Consider the following 14,277-nt stretch of genomic DNA (forward strand, 5'->3'; position numbering starts at 1 on the left):
AATAAGTATGAACACTAGGTCGTGCCAAGAACACTCAACAATTGTTGACCTCAGAAGGGCCGTCTCATAACCAATCGCCAGCATGAGGTTGGCGATGAGCGTCGAAAGCAACATTCTGGATGCGGATCTTTCGACGGCTTCGCCGAACGCCCTAAGGGGGCATCTCGACGTCGTGGACGCCCGCACCGGGATCAGCGGCTGGGTCGTGAACCTCGGCTCACCCGGCACGCCCGTCACTGTCGCGCTTCACGTTGGCAAGGAGCGGGTGGCCCGTGTCACGACGAGCCTGCCACGACCCGACATCGCGCTGCCGACCGCACCCTCCGCCGCGCCGGGCTTCCATTTCGGCGTGCAGGAGATCCAATCGCTGCTGGCTTTCGCCCGCGCACGGCCGAGCGCTCCGCTCTCCGTGCGCGTCGCCGGGACTTCCGGGGAGCTGCGCGCGGTGAACCCGATGCCAACGGTCAGCGAGTTCCTGAACAGCGCGGCGGACCCGACCGGCCTGCCCATGCCGCTCAGCCGGCTTCTCGCGCGCGACCTCCCGGCCGCCCTGACCGAGCTGCGCCGCGCCGCGGTGCCCATGGCGGCACGGCCGCTACCTGGCGTGCGTGACCGCGTGTCGGGCTTCATCGAAGCGGTCGCAACCGAGACTTCCGGCCTGGTCTGGTTCATCGGCTGGATGCACGACTCCGAGGAATTCGCCCTTTCGGGCGTCATCGTCGACCGCGTCAAGTACCCGGCGGCCATGGCCTATGCGTGCTTCCCGCGCGGCGACCTGCCCGAGGGGGCGCAGGGCGTAATGGGCGTGATGATGACTGACTGGCGGTCGCGCGACCCACACGACGTCGCCATGCTGCATTTCGGCGAGGGGGCTTCCCTTCATCTGCGTAGCAACGCGCCGCTCGTGCACCTGAGCACCGCCGAGTGGGCCGCCCGCTTCGACGAGCTTCGTGCGGAGCTGACCGGCCCGCTAGTCGGTGAACTGCGGCGCCTGCTGGGCCTCACCTCCTCTTGGGCTACGGGCAATGCGGGCGCGCTCGGCGTGACCATCGAGCAGGGGGTGGACCGCATCCTGGTGCTGCCGGGCTTCGGCGCGTTCGTGGAGGGCTGGGTGCTGTCGCCGGTGCGCCGCCCCGAAGCTGCGATGCTTCGCCTGGGTGATAAGGTCTTGCACGCCGACCCGGCAACGAGCTTCAACCGCTCGCGGGCCGACTTGGCCGGCGTGCTTCCCGGTGGCGCCTCCCTCGCGGCCCAGGCGGGCTTCGTCGCCGCCTTTCCCGGAGACATACATCCGGACGACATGGTGCGCCCCATCATCAAGCACGTCTTCGCCGACGGGGTCTCCACCAACCATGAGATCGATGCACGCGCGCTGCGGGTGCTGGGCTATTCCGCGGGGTTGCAGGAGATCCTGTCCCTCTACCCCGATCCGTCCAGCGAGCCCTTCTTTCCGGCTCTGGCCGCCGCACTGGCGGCGGAGCTCCGTCCCGGTCTTCGCGACCTTACGCCGGTGCGCGTGGCGCCCTCTCCGCGCGCGCTGATCGTGGCGCTGCCCGACGATGCCAGCGAGATCCACCTCGCCTTCAGCGAGCTGACGGCCATGCTGCGCCGCGATCAGCTGCCGGGCGTCGCAGTGCTGGCGGTGCCGGGCGCGAACCGGCCGCTGGTTATATCGCTCTTTAGTGCGATGGAACGGCGGCGCGACGCGCCATGCAGCCTGTTCTTCCTGCTACAGCCCGAGAACTCCCCTTACGTGCTGCCGGAGGTGCTGGAACAGCTGGGCGCGGAGCGGTTCGCCTTCCTGGCGCCAGGGCTGCATGCAGACCCCGCCGCGATGGCCGAGATCGGGCGAGCCCTCCGCACACCCGGGCCGGTGCCTGGCTTCGCACTGCCGATCGTCTCGGGCAGCGAGGTCGGCTCCTCCGCGGGTGACTCGTCGTGCGAGGCCTTCGTCGCTGACTGCGCCGAGGTCCAGGCGGCGCTGGACGCGCTGCCCGTGCGGCTGCGCGGGAGTGCTAGCGGCATGCTGCGCCTGCCCTTACCGCTCGAAACCCGGAAGGGCCGTCTGTCCCGAAGCTGGGGCAGCCCACCCGACCCGACGACGCAGGCCGTGAACAAGGCGCTGGCGCGCCAGGAAGTGAGCCTATGAGCGCGATCCGCAACCTCCCCCCTGGCCGTGTTGCCATCGTCTCCCACCAGCATCCTTCGGTGTCGAAGGGTGGGGCGGAGATCTCGGCCTACACGCTGTACCAGGGCCTGCTCGGTCTCGGCGTGGACGCGATCTTCATCGCGGCATGCGAGAACGCGAACCGCGCCCGGCTCCACCTCGAGTCCGACCGCGAGTTCATCGTGTTCCACGACGGCGCGACCTACGACCACTTGTATCATGCGGCCATGCCCGAGGTGACGGAGGCGTTGCGCGACATCCTGCGGGCCCAGGATGTCCGACTGGTGAACTTCCATCATTGGTTCTTCATAGGGCTCGATGCGCTGGACATGACCGTGACCGAGCTCGGCCTGCCCACCTTCCTGACGCTGCACGAGTTCCTAGCCATCTGCCACCACCACGGCCAGATGGTGACGCGCCCCGCCCGCGTGCTGTGCGAGCGCGACTCAGTGATGGCCTGCGGCGAATGCTTCCCAGAGGTGCTCCGTATGCAGTTCGCGGTACGGCGCGAGCGCTTCCAGCGCCACCTGTCCCAGCTCGCGGGATGGATCTCGCCGAGCCAGTTCCTGGCCGACCGCTTCATTGCTTGGGGGCTGGACGGTACGCGCATGCGCGTGGTTGAGAACGGGCTGCTCGGCTTCGACGGCACGCAGCGCCCAGGCGAAACCCACAAGCCCGGCTCGCCCTGGACCTTCGGGTATTTTGGCCAGATCAACCTGTTCAAGGGCGTGGACGTTCTTCTGCGCGCGTGTGAACTGATCGCCAAGGACAAGGAGCTGGCAGAGACGCTTCAGCTCGAGATCAACGGCAACGTGGTCGGCTCTGAGGAATTCCGTGTGCGCCTCGAGCGGGCGCAGCAGGAGTATCCGTTTCTCGCCTATCGTGGCCCCTATACGAACCAGTCCGTCGGCCGCCTGATGCGGGGCTGCGACTACGTGCTCATGCTCAGCACCTGGTGGGAGAACTCGCCGGTCGTAATCCAGGAGGCCTATGAGAGCGGCCGCCCGGTCCTGTCGCCAGGCATTGGCGGGATGGCCGAGAAGGTGAAGGACGGTGTCTCCGGCCTGCATTTCCGGCCCAACGATCCGGCCGACCTCGTGCGTGCGCTGCGCACGGCCTCGGACGCCGCCCGGCACCAGCGCCTGCTGGAAGGGCTGCCCCGCCCGTTCACTGCTCGGGAGATGGCCGAGCATTACGTCGAATTCTATGCGGAACGCATTTCGCAGCCCGTCGCAACCCTGGCGGCGGAAACGCCGACGGGGCGGAAGCGGGCTGGCAAGAGAAAGCGCCAACTCATCAATGTCGGGGAAGTCGGTGAATGATCATCGGTGCGATTGAAGAAGTCCAACCGAACGAGGTTTCGGGCTGGATACACTGCAAGACGGCGGACCTCCGGGACACGCCCGTGCTGGCCTTCCTGGATGGAAGTTGTGTGGGCGCGGGAAAGGTCGGGACCTTCCGCCAGGACCTGAAGGATGCCGGTCTGGGCGACGGGTGCCTGGGCTTTCGGTTCGGCATCACCCTGCCCCGCCCCGCCGACACGCTTCGCGTCACCGTGACGCTTGAGGGGTGCGAGGCGCATCTGCTGCAGCAGGGCGCCTTGGTGACGAATCGGTCTGCGCCGCTGGCGGCCGAGAGTTTCGTCGCCGGCGTGCTTCCTGACGCGCCCCAGCGCGCCTGGCTGGAGGCCCGCTGCTGCCTCGAGGCGACGCAGTCCGAACTGATCGAGACGCTGGACGCCTTCGGCGTCGCGAACCTGCCCCACGACCCGAAGCTCCGCAGCGCCGAGGATGCGGCGCGCGAGCTGTTCGAGGCGGTGACGCTGGGGCGCGCCAGGGTCGGCGTGCTGGAGGTCAAGTCGCTACGCAGCCTTCGGTCCCAGGTGATGGCGGAGGGTGCGCCCTGGGCGAATGCCGGGCTGTTCGTGGTGGCGGCGGAACGTCGGACTACGCTGCGCGTCGTCGAGGCCGCGAATTGCGGTCCCGAGAACCAGACGACGGATCCCGAGATGGCGGGCGCGGTGGAGTACGTAGCCGACGGACGTAACCTCGTCGCAGTGCGGCGGTGGGTGCAGTTCGGGTCCGGCAGGACCGTTGCGGCAGGTGGCGGCTCCCTCCAGGTCTTCTACCCGACGCGAAGCGGTGCTGAGAGCCCAACCGCCACAGCCCTGGGGGTTCGCGACGACGAGATGGCGTCGTGAGGCTTTCCCTCAGTCCTCGGCGGGCAGCGCCCGGCCCTCATAGCGCTTCTCCGTGCCGAGGACGTGAAAAGCAAAAAAAATTCTTCCTGAATACATCGAATTGTTCGCGTTAAATCTCAGGCAGGAGTCGTCGCCGATGTGCGCTGACGTGATGGAAAAAACCGAGCAGTCTTCAAAGGATGAGTCGAAGACGCTTCCCAAGATGCCACGTTCAGTGCCCCGTGTTGCGCTCCTATGGAAGACGCTCAATTTAGGTTTGTATTCGAATTCGGAGTTTGGGGAGCTCTATAAAGCTGTTGGGCACAACACTGGCAACTTGGCATTCGTGTATGCCATCGCAAGCCAGATCACCAATCCTGTGCAGTTGTTCCCTTGGCATGTTTCCGCTGCGAAGTTGAAAGAAAGTGCCGACATTGTCGTGATTCCCTGCGCCAATCAGCTTGGTAGGCATACCGAGCTTGGCGATTTTGCGGACAGGCTGTCCGATGCTGGTTTGCCTGTCGTCGCGATTGGCTTGGGTGCTCAGGCGGAAGACTACACGAAGGATGTTGTCACTTCACCCGGCACTCTTCGATGGGCGCAGGTCATCGCACGGCTTTCCGTGTCGTCCTTGCCCAACATCTACACCCGGGGCGCTTACACCACGAGCCAGCTGGACAAGTTGGGCGTCCAGGGTTCGTTGCCGGGCGGTTGCCCCTCCTACTTCACCAACCAAGACGTGAAGCTTGGCCAGAAGATCTACGAGAACTGGACAAAGAATCCCCTCCCGCGGTCCATCACCGTAGCGGGAGGTCATGAGTCCTGGGTCAAAACCCGCGAGATTGAGCACCAGCTCATCGGCATGATGATGGATCCATTGGTCCCAGGTCAGTATGTCGTGCAGTCTATGGGAGACATGATCAAGATATCCCGTGGGGAGTTCGACTCGATCGAGGAGAAGACGCTCACGAACATCCGCCTCCATACGGTTCCGCATTACTCCCTCGAAGAGTTCAAGGTCTGGTGCCGCACTTATGCGCGCTCCTTCTATGATGTGCCGAGCTGGATGGACACGCTGCGTCGCCACGACCTGACGATCGGCTCACGGTATCACGGCGTCGCTCTGGCCCTGCAGGCGGAGCGCATGGGGCTGACGATCACCATCGACTCTCGCACCCGCGAACTGTGCGAGAACACCTCGGTGCCGCACATCTCATCCTCGGAACTGACTGCACCTATCACGCGGAGCAGTCTCAAAAAGGTGATCCGCTTTGACCCGTCAACTTACGACGCTCACCGTGCAACCGCAGCTAAGCACTATGTGCAGTTCCTAGAGAACAATATGCTGAAGCCGGCCCCCTATCTTCAGAAAATTGCAGAATCTTCCTAAGCTCAGAAGGTGGCCAGTGCTGTGCGGCGGGGAGATCTCTGGGTGAATGAGACCACCGTGAGGCGGACCGGCTGCGCCTGGCGGCCCCTGCCGCACGACTTCCCGCCCTGGCAGACAACGCTGCGCTGATCCCTAAGCTTGGCCCGCAGCGGCGGCTTCGAGCGCATGGCCCACGCGCTGACGGTGGCCGACCGTGAGCGGGCCGGGCGCGGCGCCTCGCCGACTGGAGTGCACCCCATCAAACCGGACACTCGGCTTGGGTGGCTGACTGCTGAGCAATGAACTCATGCAGCGAGCGCATCTGCAAGCCGCTGTGAGGATGGACGGACTTGTAATCGTCGAACCAGGCCGGGAGCTGCCCAAGCACTGAGGGCGCGTCGGGGCACGGGTTTACCCGCACGTAATCGCGCTTCAGCGTCTTCACGAAGGCCTCGCAAACACCGTTTCTCTCTGGACTGCGAACCGGCGTGAAACAGGCAACCAGACCGAGGACCGGGGCGAAATCGATGGTCTCGCCCGCGGTGTAGGGCGAGCCGTTGTCGGCCAGCCACTGGACAGGGTGCGGGGCGCGGATGGCCTCGAACCGCCGCTCGACGCAGTCGAGCATCATGTCGCGCACCATCTCACCCGAGATGCCGCTGCCGGCTGTGGCCACCCAGGAGATGATCTCGCGGTCGTGGGTGTCGATGGCAAAGGCGACATGGACCACCTCGCCATTCCAGCACGGGATCTCCAGACCGTCCGAGGACCAGCGCTGGTTCGAGGCAGGCGCGACCACCGTACCTTCGTGGACGCGGCCGATGCGGCGCGCCGTGCAGGCCTGCAGCGTGAGGCCGGCCAGACGCATGAGGCGCAGCACCCGCTTTCGGTTCACTGGCGGCTCGCCAGCGCTCCGTCTGGCGCGGTTCAGCAAGGCCGTGACGCGGCGATAGCCATAGGTCGGCCGCTCATCGGTGATGGTCCGGATCTCGGACGTGAGGTCCTCATCGCCTCCGCGGCGATACGGCCCGCGGCGTCGGCGCTCCGGGCGGCGAAGCTGAACAGCCAGGTTCGACCTGGCCACGCCGAGCGTGTCGGCCACGGTCTTCACCGCGAACCGCCCGGTGGCGGCGACGGCAAGCGCAAGGCGTGTTTTTTTAGGCGAGCTTGCTCGAGGGCCTCGCGGAGGATCTCGGCTTCCATGGTCTTGCGGCCGAGCAAGCGCTCCAGCTCGCGCACCTTGGCCTCCAGCTCACGGAGGCGGCTGGCGGCAACCACCTCCTCGTCAGCCCGGACCGCTTCGAGACCACCTTCGGCCATGCGCCGCCTCCATCCGAACAAGAGGCTGGGGGAGACGCCGTAGAGCCGGGCGACGGCCGAGACCGTCATGCCAGGCCGGGCGGTCTCCTCCACCAGCCGGACCTTTTCCTCGGCAGCATAGCGTCGGCGGCGCTCACGGCTGGTGATGATTTCGACGCGTTCGATGGGCTTCGACATAGGCGTGCGCCTAGGCCCTCCGGGCTACGTCGGGTGTCCGGTCGAAATGGGGGCCGCTTCACCGACCGCCACGGTGATGGATGCGCAGGCGGCGCGCTCGGGCGGCACCGGCATTGTCGGGCGACGGGGGCTACGACGTCTCCAAGCGCGTGGTCGGACGCAAGCGCCACGCGCTCGTGGACACCGACGGACGATTACGGCTGGCCGCCATCCCGCCAGCCAACCTGCACGACAGCCAACGGCGCGATCGCGCTCTTGCAGAACTCGTGCCGCCCCTGGCCCTTCGACGCGCTCTGCTATGCGGATCGTGCCTATGCCGGGGCGCGCGCCACTGATGCCACCACGGTCTGCGTCGAAATCGTCGGCCCGAAGCCGGGCCAGCGCGGCTTCGCTGTGCAGCCTCGGCGCTGCGTGATTGAGCGGACCTTTGCCTGGCTCCCATGATGCCGCTGTCTCGCACGCGACCACGAAGCCACGCCCAACTCCGCCATCGCCTTCTTTGTCCTCGCCGCAGCCACCGTCCTGCTTAGGCGCTTGGCTTCATCATCATGAAGCGGGCTTTTGTTTACTCAATATTTTCCATGTATGCAGCGCTGAACGTCTTCATCACGTGAGAAACCATATTTCTTTCCACGTGAAGCATATCGTCCTTCCAAGCAATATTTCTCGGGCTATTCGTGACCAATTCATAACTTGGAAAGTAGTCAACATAATCATATTTTTCAGAAATTTCATCGGCAAGCGTGCGAAGTAGGGATTTAGATAGAGTATTCGCCGTAACTACATCGAGGGGGCGGAAGGTAGCGTGGAAGGGCACCGGACTTACTGTGATCACGAAGCGCATCCCTGGGTCACAGTGTTCGCGAATCAGGGCAATGTTTTCTTCCAGGTCTGCAAGCGCCTCCGTATAGCTTGGTCGAACCAACTTGAAGCGGTCGGCTAGCCGAACGAGTGCGCGGCCGGTGGGGGGACGCACCAACGATAGGCCGGTCATCGCATCCACCCAACCCTCGACTAGGCCGAGCGTGAGGAAAATCACTTTGGCCTTGCGGATCTGCGCGATGCCACTGGCGATCCGGTCTCGCAATCCGCTGACGACTTCAAATGGCCCAGCCTTCAGTCCAGAAGCATGGGGATCGAACCATTGGCCCGGCTGCACCTCGATGAGGCCGTTGTTCTCATACTGCTCATTCAATAGCACGCGACGGATCTCATTGGTCATTGAGGCAACAGTATATTTGTTGAAAGCGCCGCGGCTGAGTTTGCCACGCATTACACCTCCGCCAGTACCTTTCTCTTCGTTCCATGTGTCGTAAAATTCAGGCTCGATTCCATAGTCCTGCGTCACGAGAGAATATTTGAGCTTGGTGAGATTATTCTCAACCTCGCGGGCGAAACAGGAGCCCATTGTAAAAATTGGTTCATCTGGTAGTATCTTGAATTTTGAAATGTGATTTATCTCGAAGAAGCCATCATTGAACTTCTTTGCATTCCATGCTCGAGTTGGATTCTTGTTGGCAATAGCTAGAGCCTCAGATCCGCTGACTTCAAACACGTATGCCACTCCGTTCTCTGCGCCTACTTTTTTGGCGTCCATGATGAATGGGTGCGCCACTTCAGCACCGCGATGATGGCAGCAACTCGAAGTCAAACAAGAGGTCTCCGCAGTGGTACGTAGAGCGTTGCATCTCCGCTAAGCTTTTGCTCCGATGTCAAAGCGCGTTTGGATGCAATCCGCCGCGAGCCATGGGGGCGAGCCATTGGTTGTTCCACTCCTTTGAGCCTCGGTCAGGCATCGCTTCCCGAGCCGTCGGCATGGCGCGTTGCCAATCCTCGACCGCCTGCGGATCTTCCGGCCTTCGCCGTAGGTGATGGGGGACAGTCGGGTCGGAACAGGACGCGCCGGTCATCCAATGACCCGATGACAGCGCCGGCGAACGCGCTTATGGCCTTGCCCGGGAGGGCATTGCTCAGCATGGCCAACGATTCTCTGACCCCTGTGATCCTCTGCGGTGGCACCGGCTCGCGCCTGTGGCCCATGTCACGGGAATCTCTGCCCAAGCAGTTCTGGCCGCTGCTCGGCGGCGACTCGATGCTGCTGGAAACGGCGCGCCGCGCCTCGGGCCCCAGCTTCGCGGCGCCCCTGCTGGTGGCAGGGGAAGTGCACCGCTTCCAGGTCGCCGAGCAGATGCGCGAAGGCGGCATCGGCGGCGCCCGCATCCTGCTGGAACCGGAGGCGCGCAACAGCGCTCCCGCGATCGCCGCCGCCGCGCTCTTCCTGGCCGAGCAGTCGCCCGACGCCGTGCTGTGGATCATGGCCGCCGATGCCGCGGTGTCCGACGTGCCGGCGCTGCACGCCGCGCTCAGCCAAGCCGCCAAGGCGGCGCGCGAGGGCTTCGTCGTCACCTTCGGCATGGGCCCCACCGCGCCCGAGACCGGCTATGGCTACATCGAACATGGCGAGGCGCTGCCCGGGCTTCCCGGCGTGCTGGCGGTGCGGCGCTTCATCGAGAAGCCCGACCTCGCCAGCGCGCGGGAGCTGGCTTCGAGCGGGCGCCATTCCTGGAACAGTGGCATGTTCGTCGCCACCGCCCGCACGCTGATCGAGGAACTTCAGGCCCACGAACCGAAGGTGCTGGAAGCCGCGCGGGGCGCCATCTCCGCCGCCGCGCGCGACCTGGACTTCATCCGCCTGGGCGCCGCCGAGTTCCGCGAGGCGCCCTCCATCTCCATCGACTACGCGGTGATGGAGCGCACCGCCAAGGCCGCGGTCGTCTTGGCCGAGATCGGCTGGTCCGACGTAGGAAGCTGGGACGCGCTGTGGCAGGTGTCGCCGCGCGACTCCTCGAGCAATGCACTGCAGGGCGCGGTGGAGGCGCTGGATTGCGAAGGCTGCCTGATCCGCTCGGACGGCATCCTGACCGCGGCGATCGGCCTGAAGGACGTGGCGCTGGTGGTCACGCCCGATGCGGTCCTGGCCCTGCCGCGCGAGCGGTCGCAGGACGTGAAGCGCGTCGTGGACCTCCTGCGCGCCAAGGGGGTGAAGCAGGCCACCGAGCACCGCCGCATGTACCGTCCCTGGGGCCATTACGAGGGGATGATCCAGGGCGACCGCTTCCAGGTGAAGCAGATCGTCGTCCGTCCCGGCGGCAAGCTTTCCTTGCAGAAGCACCATCACCGGGCGGAGCATTGGGTGGTGGTGCACGGCACCGCGCGGGTGGAGCGTGACGGCGAGGACCTGCTGCGGAGCGAAAACGAGAGCGTCTACCTGCCGCTCGGCGCCGTGCACCGTCTGGAGAACCCCGGCAAGATCCCGCTGGTGCTGATCGAGGTCCAGGTCGGCTCCTACCTGGGCGAGGACGACATCGTCCGCCTGGAAGACCGCTACGGGCGGGAGTGAGGCGGGCCGCCTCCTCGCAGGGGCGGCAAGCTTACCCAATACGGGATAGGGAGAAACCCTAGGTTTCTCCGATACATGCCGCGTGTGCTAAGCACGCGGCGACCGGACGGGGGCCAGCCGCTCTTGCACAATATGTCAGATACCGAGGCGTCACCGACGCCGCTCACCGCGCGCCCCGCCGCCTTGCAGGCGCTCGCCGCCCGTGTCGGCCTCGACCTGGACCAGCGTGTGCTGGCCATCCTATCGGCGACGCCCGAGGTGGAGCCGCATGCGCTGGTGAGTTGCGCGGCCGATCGCGGCATCGCCGCCAAGGCCATGGCGCTCGGCTGGGGCGACCTGCTCGGCCTCGCCGAGGCCGGGACGCCCACCATGATCCTTCTGCGGGATGGCGGCGCCGCCCTGCTGGACGGGGCGAGCGCCGACCGCAGCACCGTCTCGCTCCGCAACCCGCTCGACCTCACCGCGGCCCCGGCGGTGGTGGACCGGCAGCGCCTCGACCGACTGTGGCTGCGCAGCGGCATCGTGGTCCGATCCGGCGCCCTGGGCGACGCCGGGGAGGAAGTTTTCGGCCTGCGCTGGGTCGCCCGGACGCTCGGCGGCGACAAGTCCATCCTGCGCGATATGGGCCTGGCCTCGGTCGTCCTGTCCGTCCTGGCCCTCGCTCCGGCCCTGATCTTCATGGCGATTGCCGATCGCGTGCTGCTCTACCAATCCCACGCGACGCTGACGCTCTTCGCCCTTCTGATGGGCGTGATCATCCTGTTCGAGACGGCGCTGGGCTGGGCGCGGCGGCACCTCGCGGCGGTGCTGGCGCGGCGGGTCGAGGGGCGGATGAGCCTCTTGGCCATGCAGCGCCTGCTGCGCCTGCCGCTCGACTTCTTCGAGAAGACCCCGGCGGGCGAGATCCAGTCCCGCCTGTTCCAGATCTACAAGATCCGTGACTTCATCACCGGGCCCCTGTTTCGCACCTTCCTGGACGTCGTCACCCTGCTGGTCGTCATCCCGGTGCTGTTCCTGATCTCACCGATACTGACCTGGTTCATCCTCGGCCTCGCCGCGGTGCTGGTGCTGCTGATCCTGGCCTTCCGCCCGGCGATCCGCCGCGCCACGGGCAAGGTGATCGAGGCGGACCGCGCCAAGGTGGTGGCGATGGTCGAGACGGTGCAGGGCATGCGGACGGTGAAGGCCCTGGGCATCGAGGCCCAGCGGAGCGAGGCCTGGAACCGTAACGTCGCCGCCTCGCTGAGGGCGCAGTTCGAGCTGCAGGTCCACAGCAACCGGCTGGAGACGGTCTCCACGCCGTTTGAGCGCCTGTTCCAGGCCGGCTCGATGATGCTCGGCGCGCTGATCATCCTGACCGAGAGCTCCACCGCGAGCGTTGGTGCGGTCTTCGCCTTCACCATGCTTGCAATGCGCGCGGCGCAGCCGCTCGTCTCGCTCGCCCAACTCCTCCACGCCGTGGAGCAGGTCCGCCTCGCGGTGGGGGAGTCGATGATGGTGCTCAACCACCCACCCGAGCGCGCGCCCCATGCTGTCGGCGTGCGGCCCGAGATCAAGGGCCACGTTTCCTTCAGCAACGTCACCTTCACCTATCCCGGCGCAGCCGACCCGGTCCTGCGCAACGTGAGCTTCGACGTGCCCACCGGCAGCGTGATCGGACTGGTCGGCCGCAGTGGCTCCGGCAAGAGCACCGTAACGCGGCTGATTCAGGCGCTGAACGCCGGCTATAGCGGCCTGATCAAGCTGGACGGCGTCGAGATGCGGGAGATGGACCTTCCCCACCTGCGCCGGAACCTCGGCGTCGTGCTGCAGGAGAACTTCATGTTCCGCGGGACGATCCGCGAGAACATCATCGCCGGCCGCCCGGGCATCTCCTTCGACAAGGTCATCCAGGCCTGCCGCCTTGCCGGCGCGGAGGAGTTCATCGAGCGCTTCCCTCGCTCCTATGAGACTTTCATCGAGGAGGGCTCGCCCAACCTGTCGGGTGGACAGAAGCAGCGCCTCGCCATTGCCCGCGCCCTGGTGACCGACCCGCCCATCCTAATCTTCGACGAGGCAACCTCCGCCCTCGACCCGGAGAGCGAGGCGATCGTGAACGCCAACCTGCGGCGCATCGGGCGCGGCCGCACCATCATCCTGGTCAGCCACCGCCTGTCCTCCCTGGTGGATGCGGACCAGATCCTCGTGCTCGACGCGGGCGAGGTTGTGGGCAACGGCACCCACCCCGAACTCCTGCGGAACAACGCCCTCTACCGGCAGCTGTGGATGCAGCAGAACCGGGATGCCGGAAGGATGATCCATGAATCAGATCGCGTCTCGGCCGCCGCGGGCTGAGGAACCTCGCCTTTCCACGCTGGAGTTCGTCTCCCCCACCGCGGCGGAGGTGGCGCGACGTCCCGCGCCCTTCGCCCGGTCGGTCATCCTGGTGCTGTTCGGGCTGTTCTGCGCGATCGGCGCGGTCTTCGCGCTGATGCCGATGGACCGGGTGGTGACGACCAGCGGGCGCTTGGTCCCCACCGTGCCGACCCTCCTCGTGCAGCCGCTGGAGGCGTCGATCCTGCGCTCCTTCAACGTGCAGGTGAACCAGGTGGTCCGCCAGGGCGACGTGATCGCCCGGCTCGACCCGACCTTTGTCGGCGCGGACCTTGCCTCGCTGCGGTCGCAGGAAGCGACCCTGGCGGCCGAGGTGGCGCGGCTGGAGGCGGAGGCGGCGGACCTGCCCTTCCAGCCCGGCAGCGGACCGGCCATGGCGCTGCAGGCGGCGATCTTCGCCCAGCGCCAGGCGGAGCGCGACTTCCGGACCGAAAGCCTGCGCCAGCGCGCGGGCGGGCTGCGGGAATCGATCACCCGCATCCGGGCGGAGATCGGTCAGCTGAACCAGCGCCTGCAGATCGCGAGCCAGATCGAGACCATGCGCCGTGACCTGGAGCGGCAGCAGGTCGGATCGCGGCTCAATGCGCTGATCGCCGTGGACAGCCGCCTGGAGATCCAGCGCAACATCGCCGCCTCGGAGGGGATGCTGCGCACCGCCACGGCGGAGCTTGCGGCCGCCACGGCAGACCTGTCCGCCTTCCAGGGCAACTGGCGGACCCAGGTCTCGCTCGACCTCGCGCAGAAGCGACGCGAACTGGCCGATGTGCACGAGTCGCTGACCAAGACGGAGCTTCGCCATGAGCTGGTGGAGATGCGCGCCCCGCGCGACGGCGTGGTGCTGGAGATCGGCAAGAGCTCGGTCGGCGCCGTGCTCAGCGCGGGCGAGATGCTGGTGACCATGGTCCCCCTCGACGCCAAGCTCGAGGTCGAGGTGGCGGTGGAGCCGCGCGACATGGGCCATGTCGCCATTGGCGACCGCGCGGCGCTAAAGTTTGAAAGCTTTCCCTTCATCCGGCATGGCCTTGGCCGCGGCCGCGTCCTGAACATCGCCCAGGACACGACCCAGCCCACCCAGGCCGCCAACGCGCCGCACTTCTACCGCGCCCGCCTGTCCATCGACGAGTTGCAGCTGCGCAACCTGCCAGCCGATTTCCGCCTCCTGCCGGGTATGCCGCTGCAGGCCGACATCGTGGTCGGGCAGCGCACCATCCTGCGTTATTTCTTCGAGCGCGCCCTTCCGACCCTCGTCCAAGGCATGCGCGAGCCTTAAAACATCCCCACCCGGGCAACGA

At 66.0% G+C, this 14,277-nt stretch carries 9 protein-coding genes and 1 pseudogene; 8 read left to right on the top strand and 2 right to left on the bottom strand.

Features of this window, described 5'->3' with window-relative positions:
* The first annotated feature begins 94 nt into the window (after window positions 1-94).
* From OF850_RS05630 to OF850_RS05645, 4 genes are all read left to right on the top strand, one after another.
* Window positions 95-2,149, top strand: coding sequence for a hypothetical protein (locus tag OF850_RS05630; RefSeq protein WP_301588945.1), 2,055 nt, complete (start codon window positions 95-97; stop codon window positions 2,147-2,149).
* Window positions 2,146-3,489 carry a glycosyltransferase gene (locus OF850_RS05635; RefSeq protein ID WP_301588946.1) on the top strand — a complete coding sequence of 448 codons (1,344 nt, stop codon included), beginning with the start codon at window positions 2,146-2,148 and terminating at the stop codon, window positions 3,487-3,489. Before OF850_RS05630 ends, OF850_RS05635 begins: the two co-directional genes overlap by 4 nt.
* A complete protein-coding gene (locus OF850_RS05640) occupies window positions 3,486-4,367 on the top strand; it encodes a hypothetical protein (protein ID WP_301588947.1) in 882 nt (293 codons plus the stop codon). The genes OF850_RS05635 and OF850_RS05640 overlap by 4 nt, the downstream gene beginning before the upstream one ends.
* A 136-nt stretch (window positions 4,368-4,503) precedes the next feature.
* Window positions 4,504-5,736: a polysaccharide pyruvyl transferase family protein gene (locus OF850_RS05645; protein ID WP_301588948.1), complete on the top strand. Its 1,233-nt coding sequence runs from the start codon at window positions 4,504-4,506 to the stop codon at window positions 5,734-5,736.
* 238 nt (window positions 5,737-5,974) lie between these two features.
* Here the strand turns inward: OF850_RS05645 and OF850_RS05655 are convergent.
* A protein-coding gene (locus OF850_RS05655; RefSeq protein WP_301588949.1) for an IS3 family transposase occupies window positions 5,975-7,212 on the bottom strand; the annotation gives its coding sequence in 2 pieces (ribosomal slippage) (window positions 5,975-6,876 and window positions 6,876-7,212; 1,239 coding nt in all).
* Between the two features lie 86 nt (window positions 7,213-7,298).
* Here OF850_RS05655 and OF850_RS05660 point away from each other — a divergent pair.
* Window positions 7,299-7,764 (top strand): annotated as a pseudogene (locus tag OF850_RS05660) (transposase); the annotation flags it as partial.
* A 13-nt stretch (window positions 7,765-7,777) separates the two neighbouring features.
* Here the strand turns inward: OF850_RS05660 and OF850_RS05665 are convergent.
* Window positions 7,778-8,767 carry a GSCFA domain-containing protein gene (locus tag OF850_RS05665; protein ID WP_301588950.1) on the bottom strand — a complete coding sequence of 330 codons (990 nt, stop codon included), beginning with the start codon at window positions 8,765-8,767 and terminating at the stop codon, window positions 7,778-7,780.
* 420 nt (window positions 8,768-9,187) lie between these two features.
* On the opposite strand from OF850_RS05665, the gene OF850_RS05670 reads away from it, so the two are divergent.
* From OF850_RS05670 to OF850_RS05680, 3 genes are all read left to right on the top strand, one after another.
* Window positions 9,188-10,612 (top strand): mannose-1-phosphate guanylyltransferase/mannose-6-phosphate isomerase, encoded by a 1,425-nt coding sequence (locus OF850_RS05670; RefSeq protein WP_301588951.1) that lies wholly within the window; start codon window positions 9,188-9,190, stop codon window positions 10,610-10,612.
* Window positions 10,613-10,744: 132 nt separating this feature from the next.
* The gene (locus tag OF850_RS05675; protein ID WP_301588952.1) at window positions 10,745-12,946 is read left to right on the top strand and encodes a peptidase domain-containing ABC transporter; all 2,202 of its coding nucleotides are present in this window, start codon (window positions 10,745-10,747) and stop codon (window positions 12,944-12,946) included.
* Window positions 12,912-14,255: an HlyD family type I secretion periplasmic adaptor subunit gene (locus OF850_RS05680; protein WP_301588953.1), complete on the top strand. Its 1,344-nt coding sequence runs from the start codon at window positions 12,912-12,914 to the stop codon at window positions 14,253-14,255. Before OF850_RS05675 ends, OF850_RS05680 begins: the two co-directional genes overlap by 35 nt.
* The last annotated feature ends 22 nt before the right edge of the window (window positions 14,256-14,277 follow it).

The sequence above is a fragment of the Sabulicella glaciei genome, from assembly GCF_026183895.1.
Lineage (GTDB): Bacteria > Pseudomonadota > Alphaproteobacteria > Acetobacterales > Acetobacteraceae > Roseococcus > Roseococcus glaciei.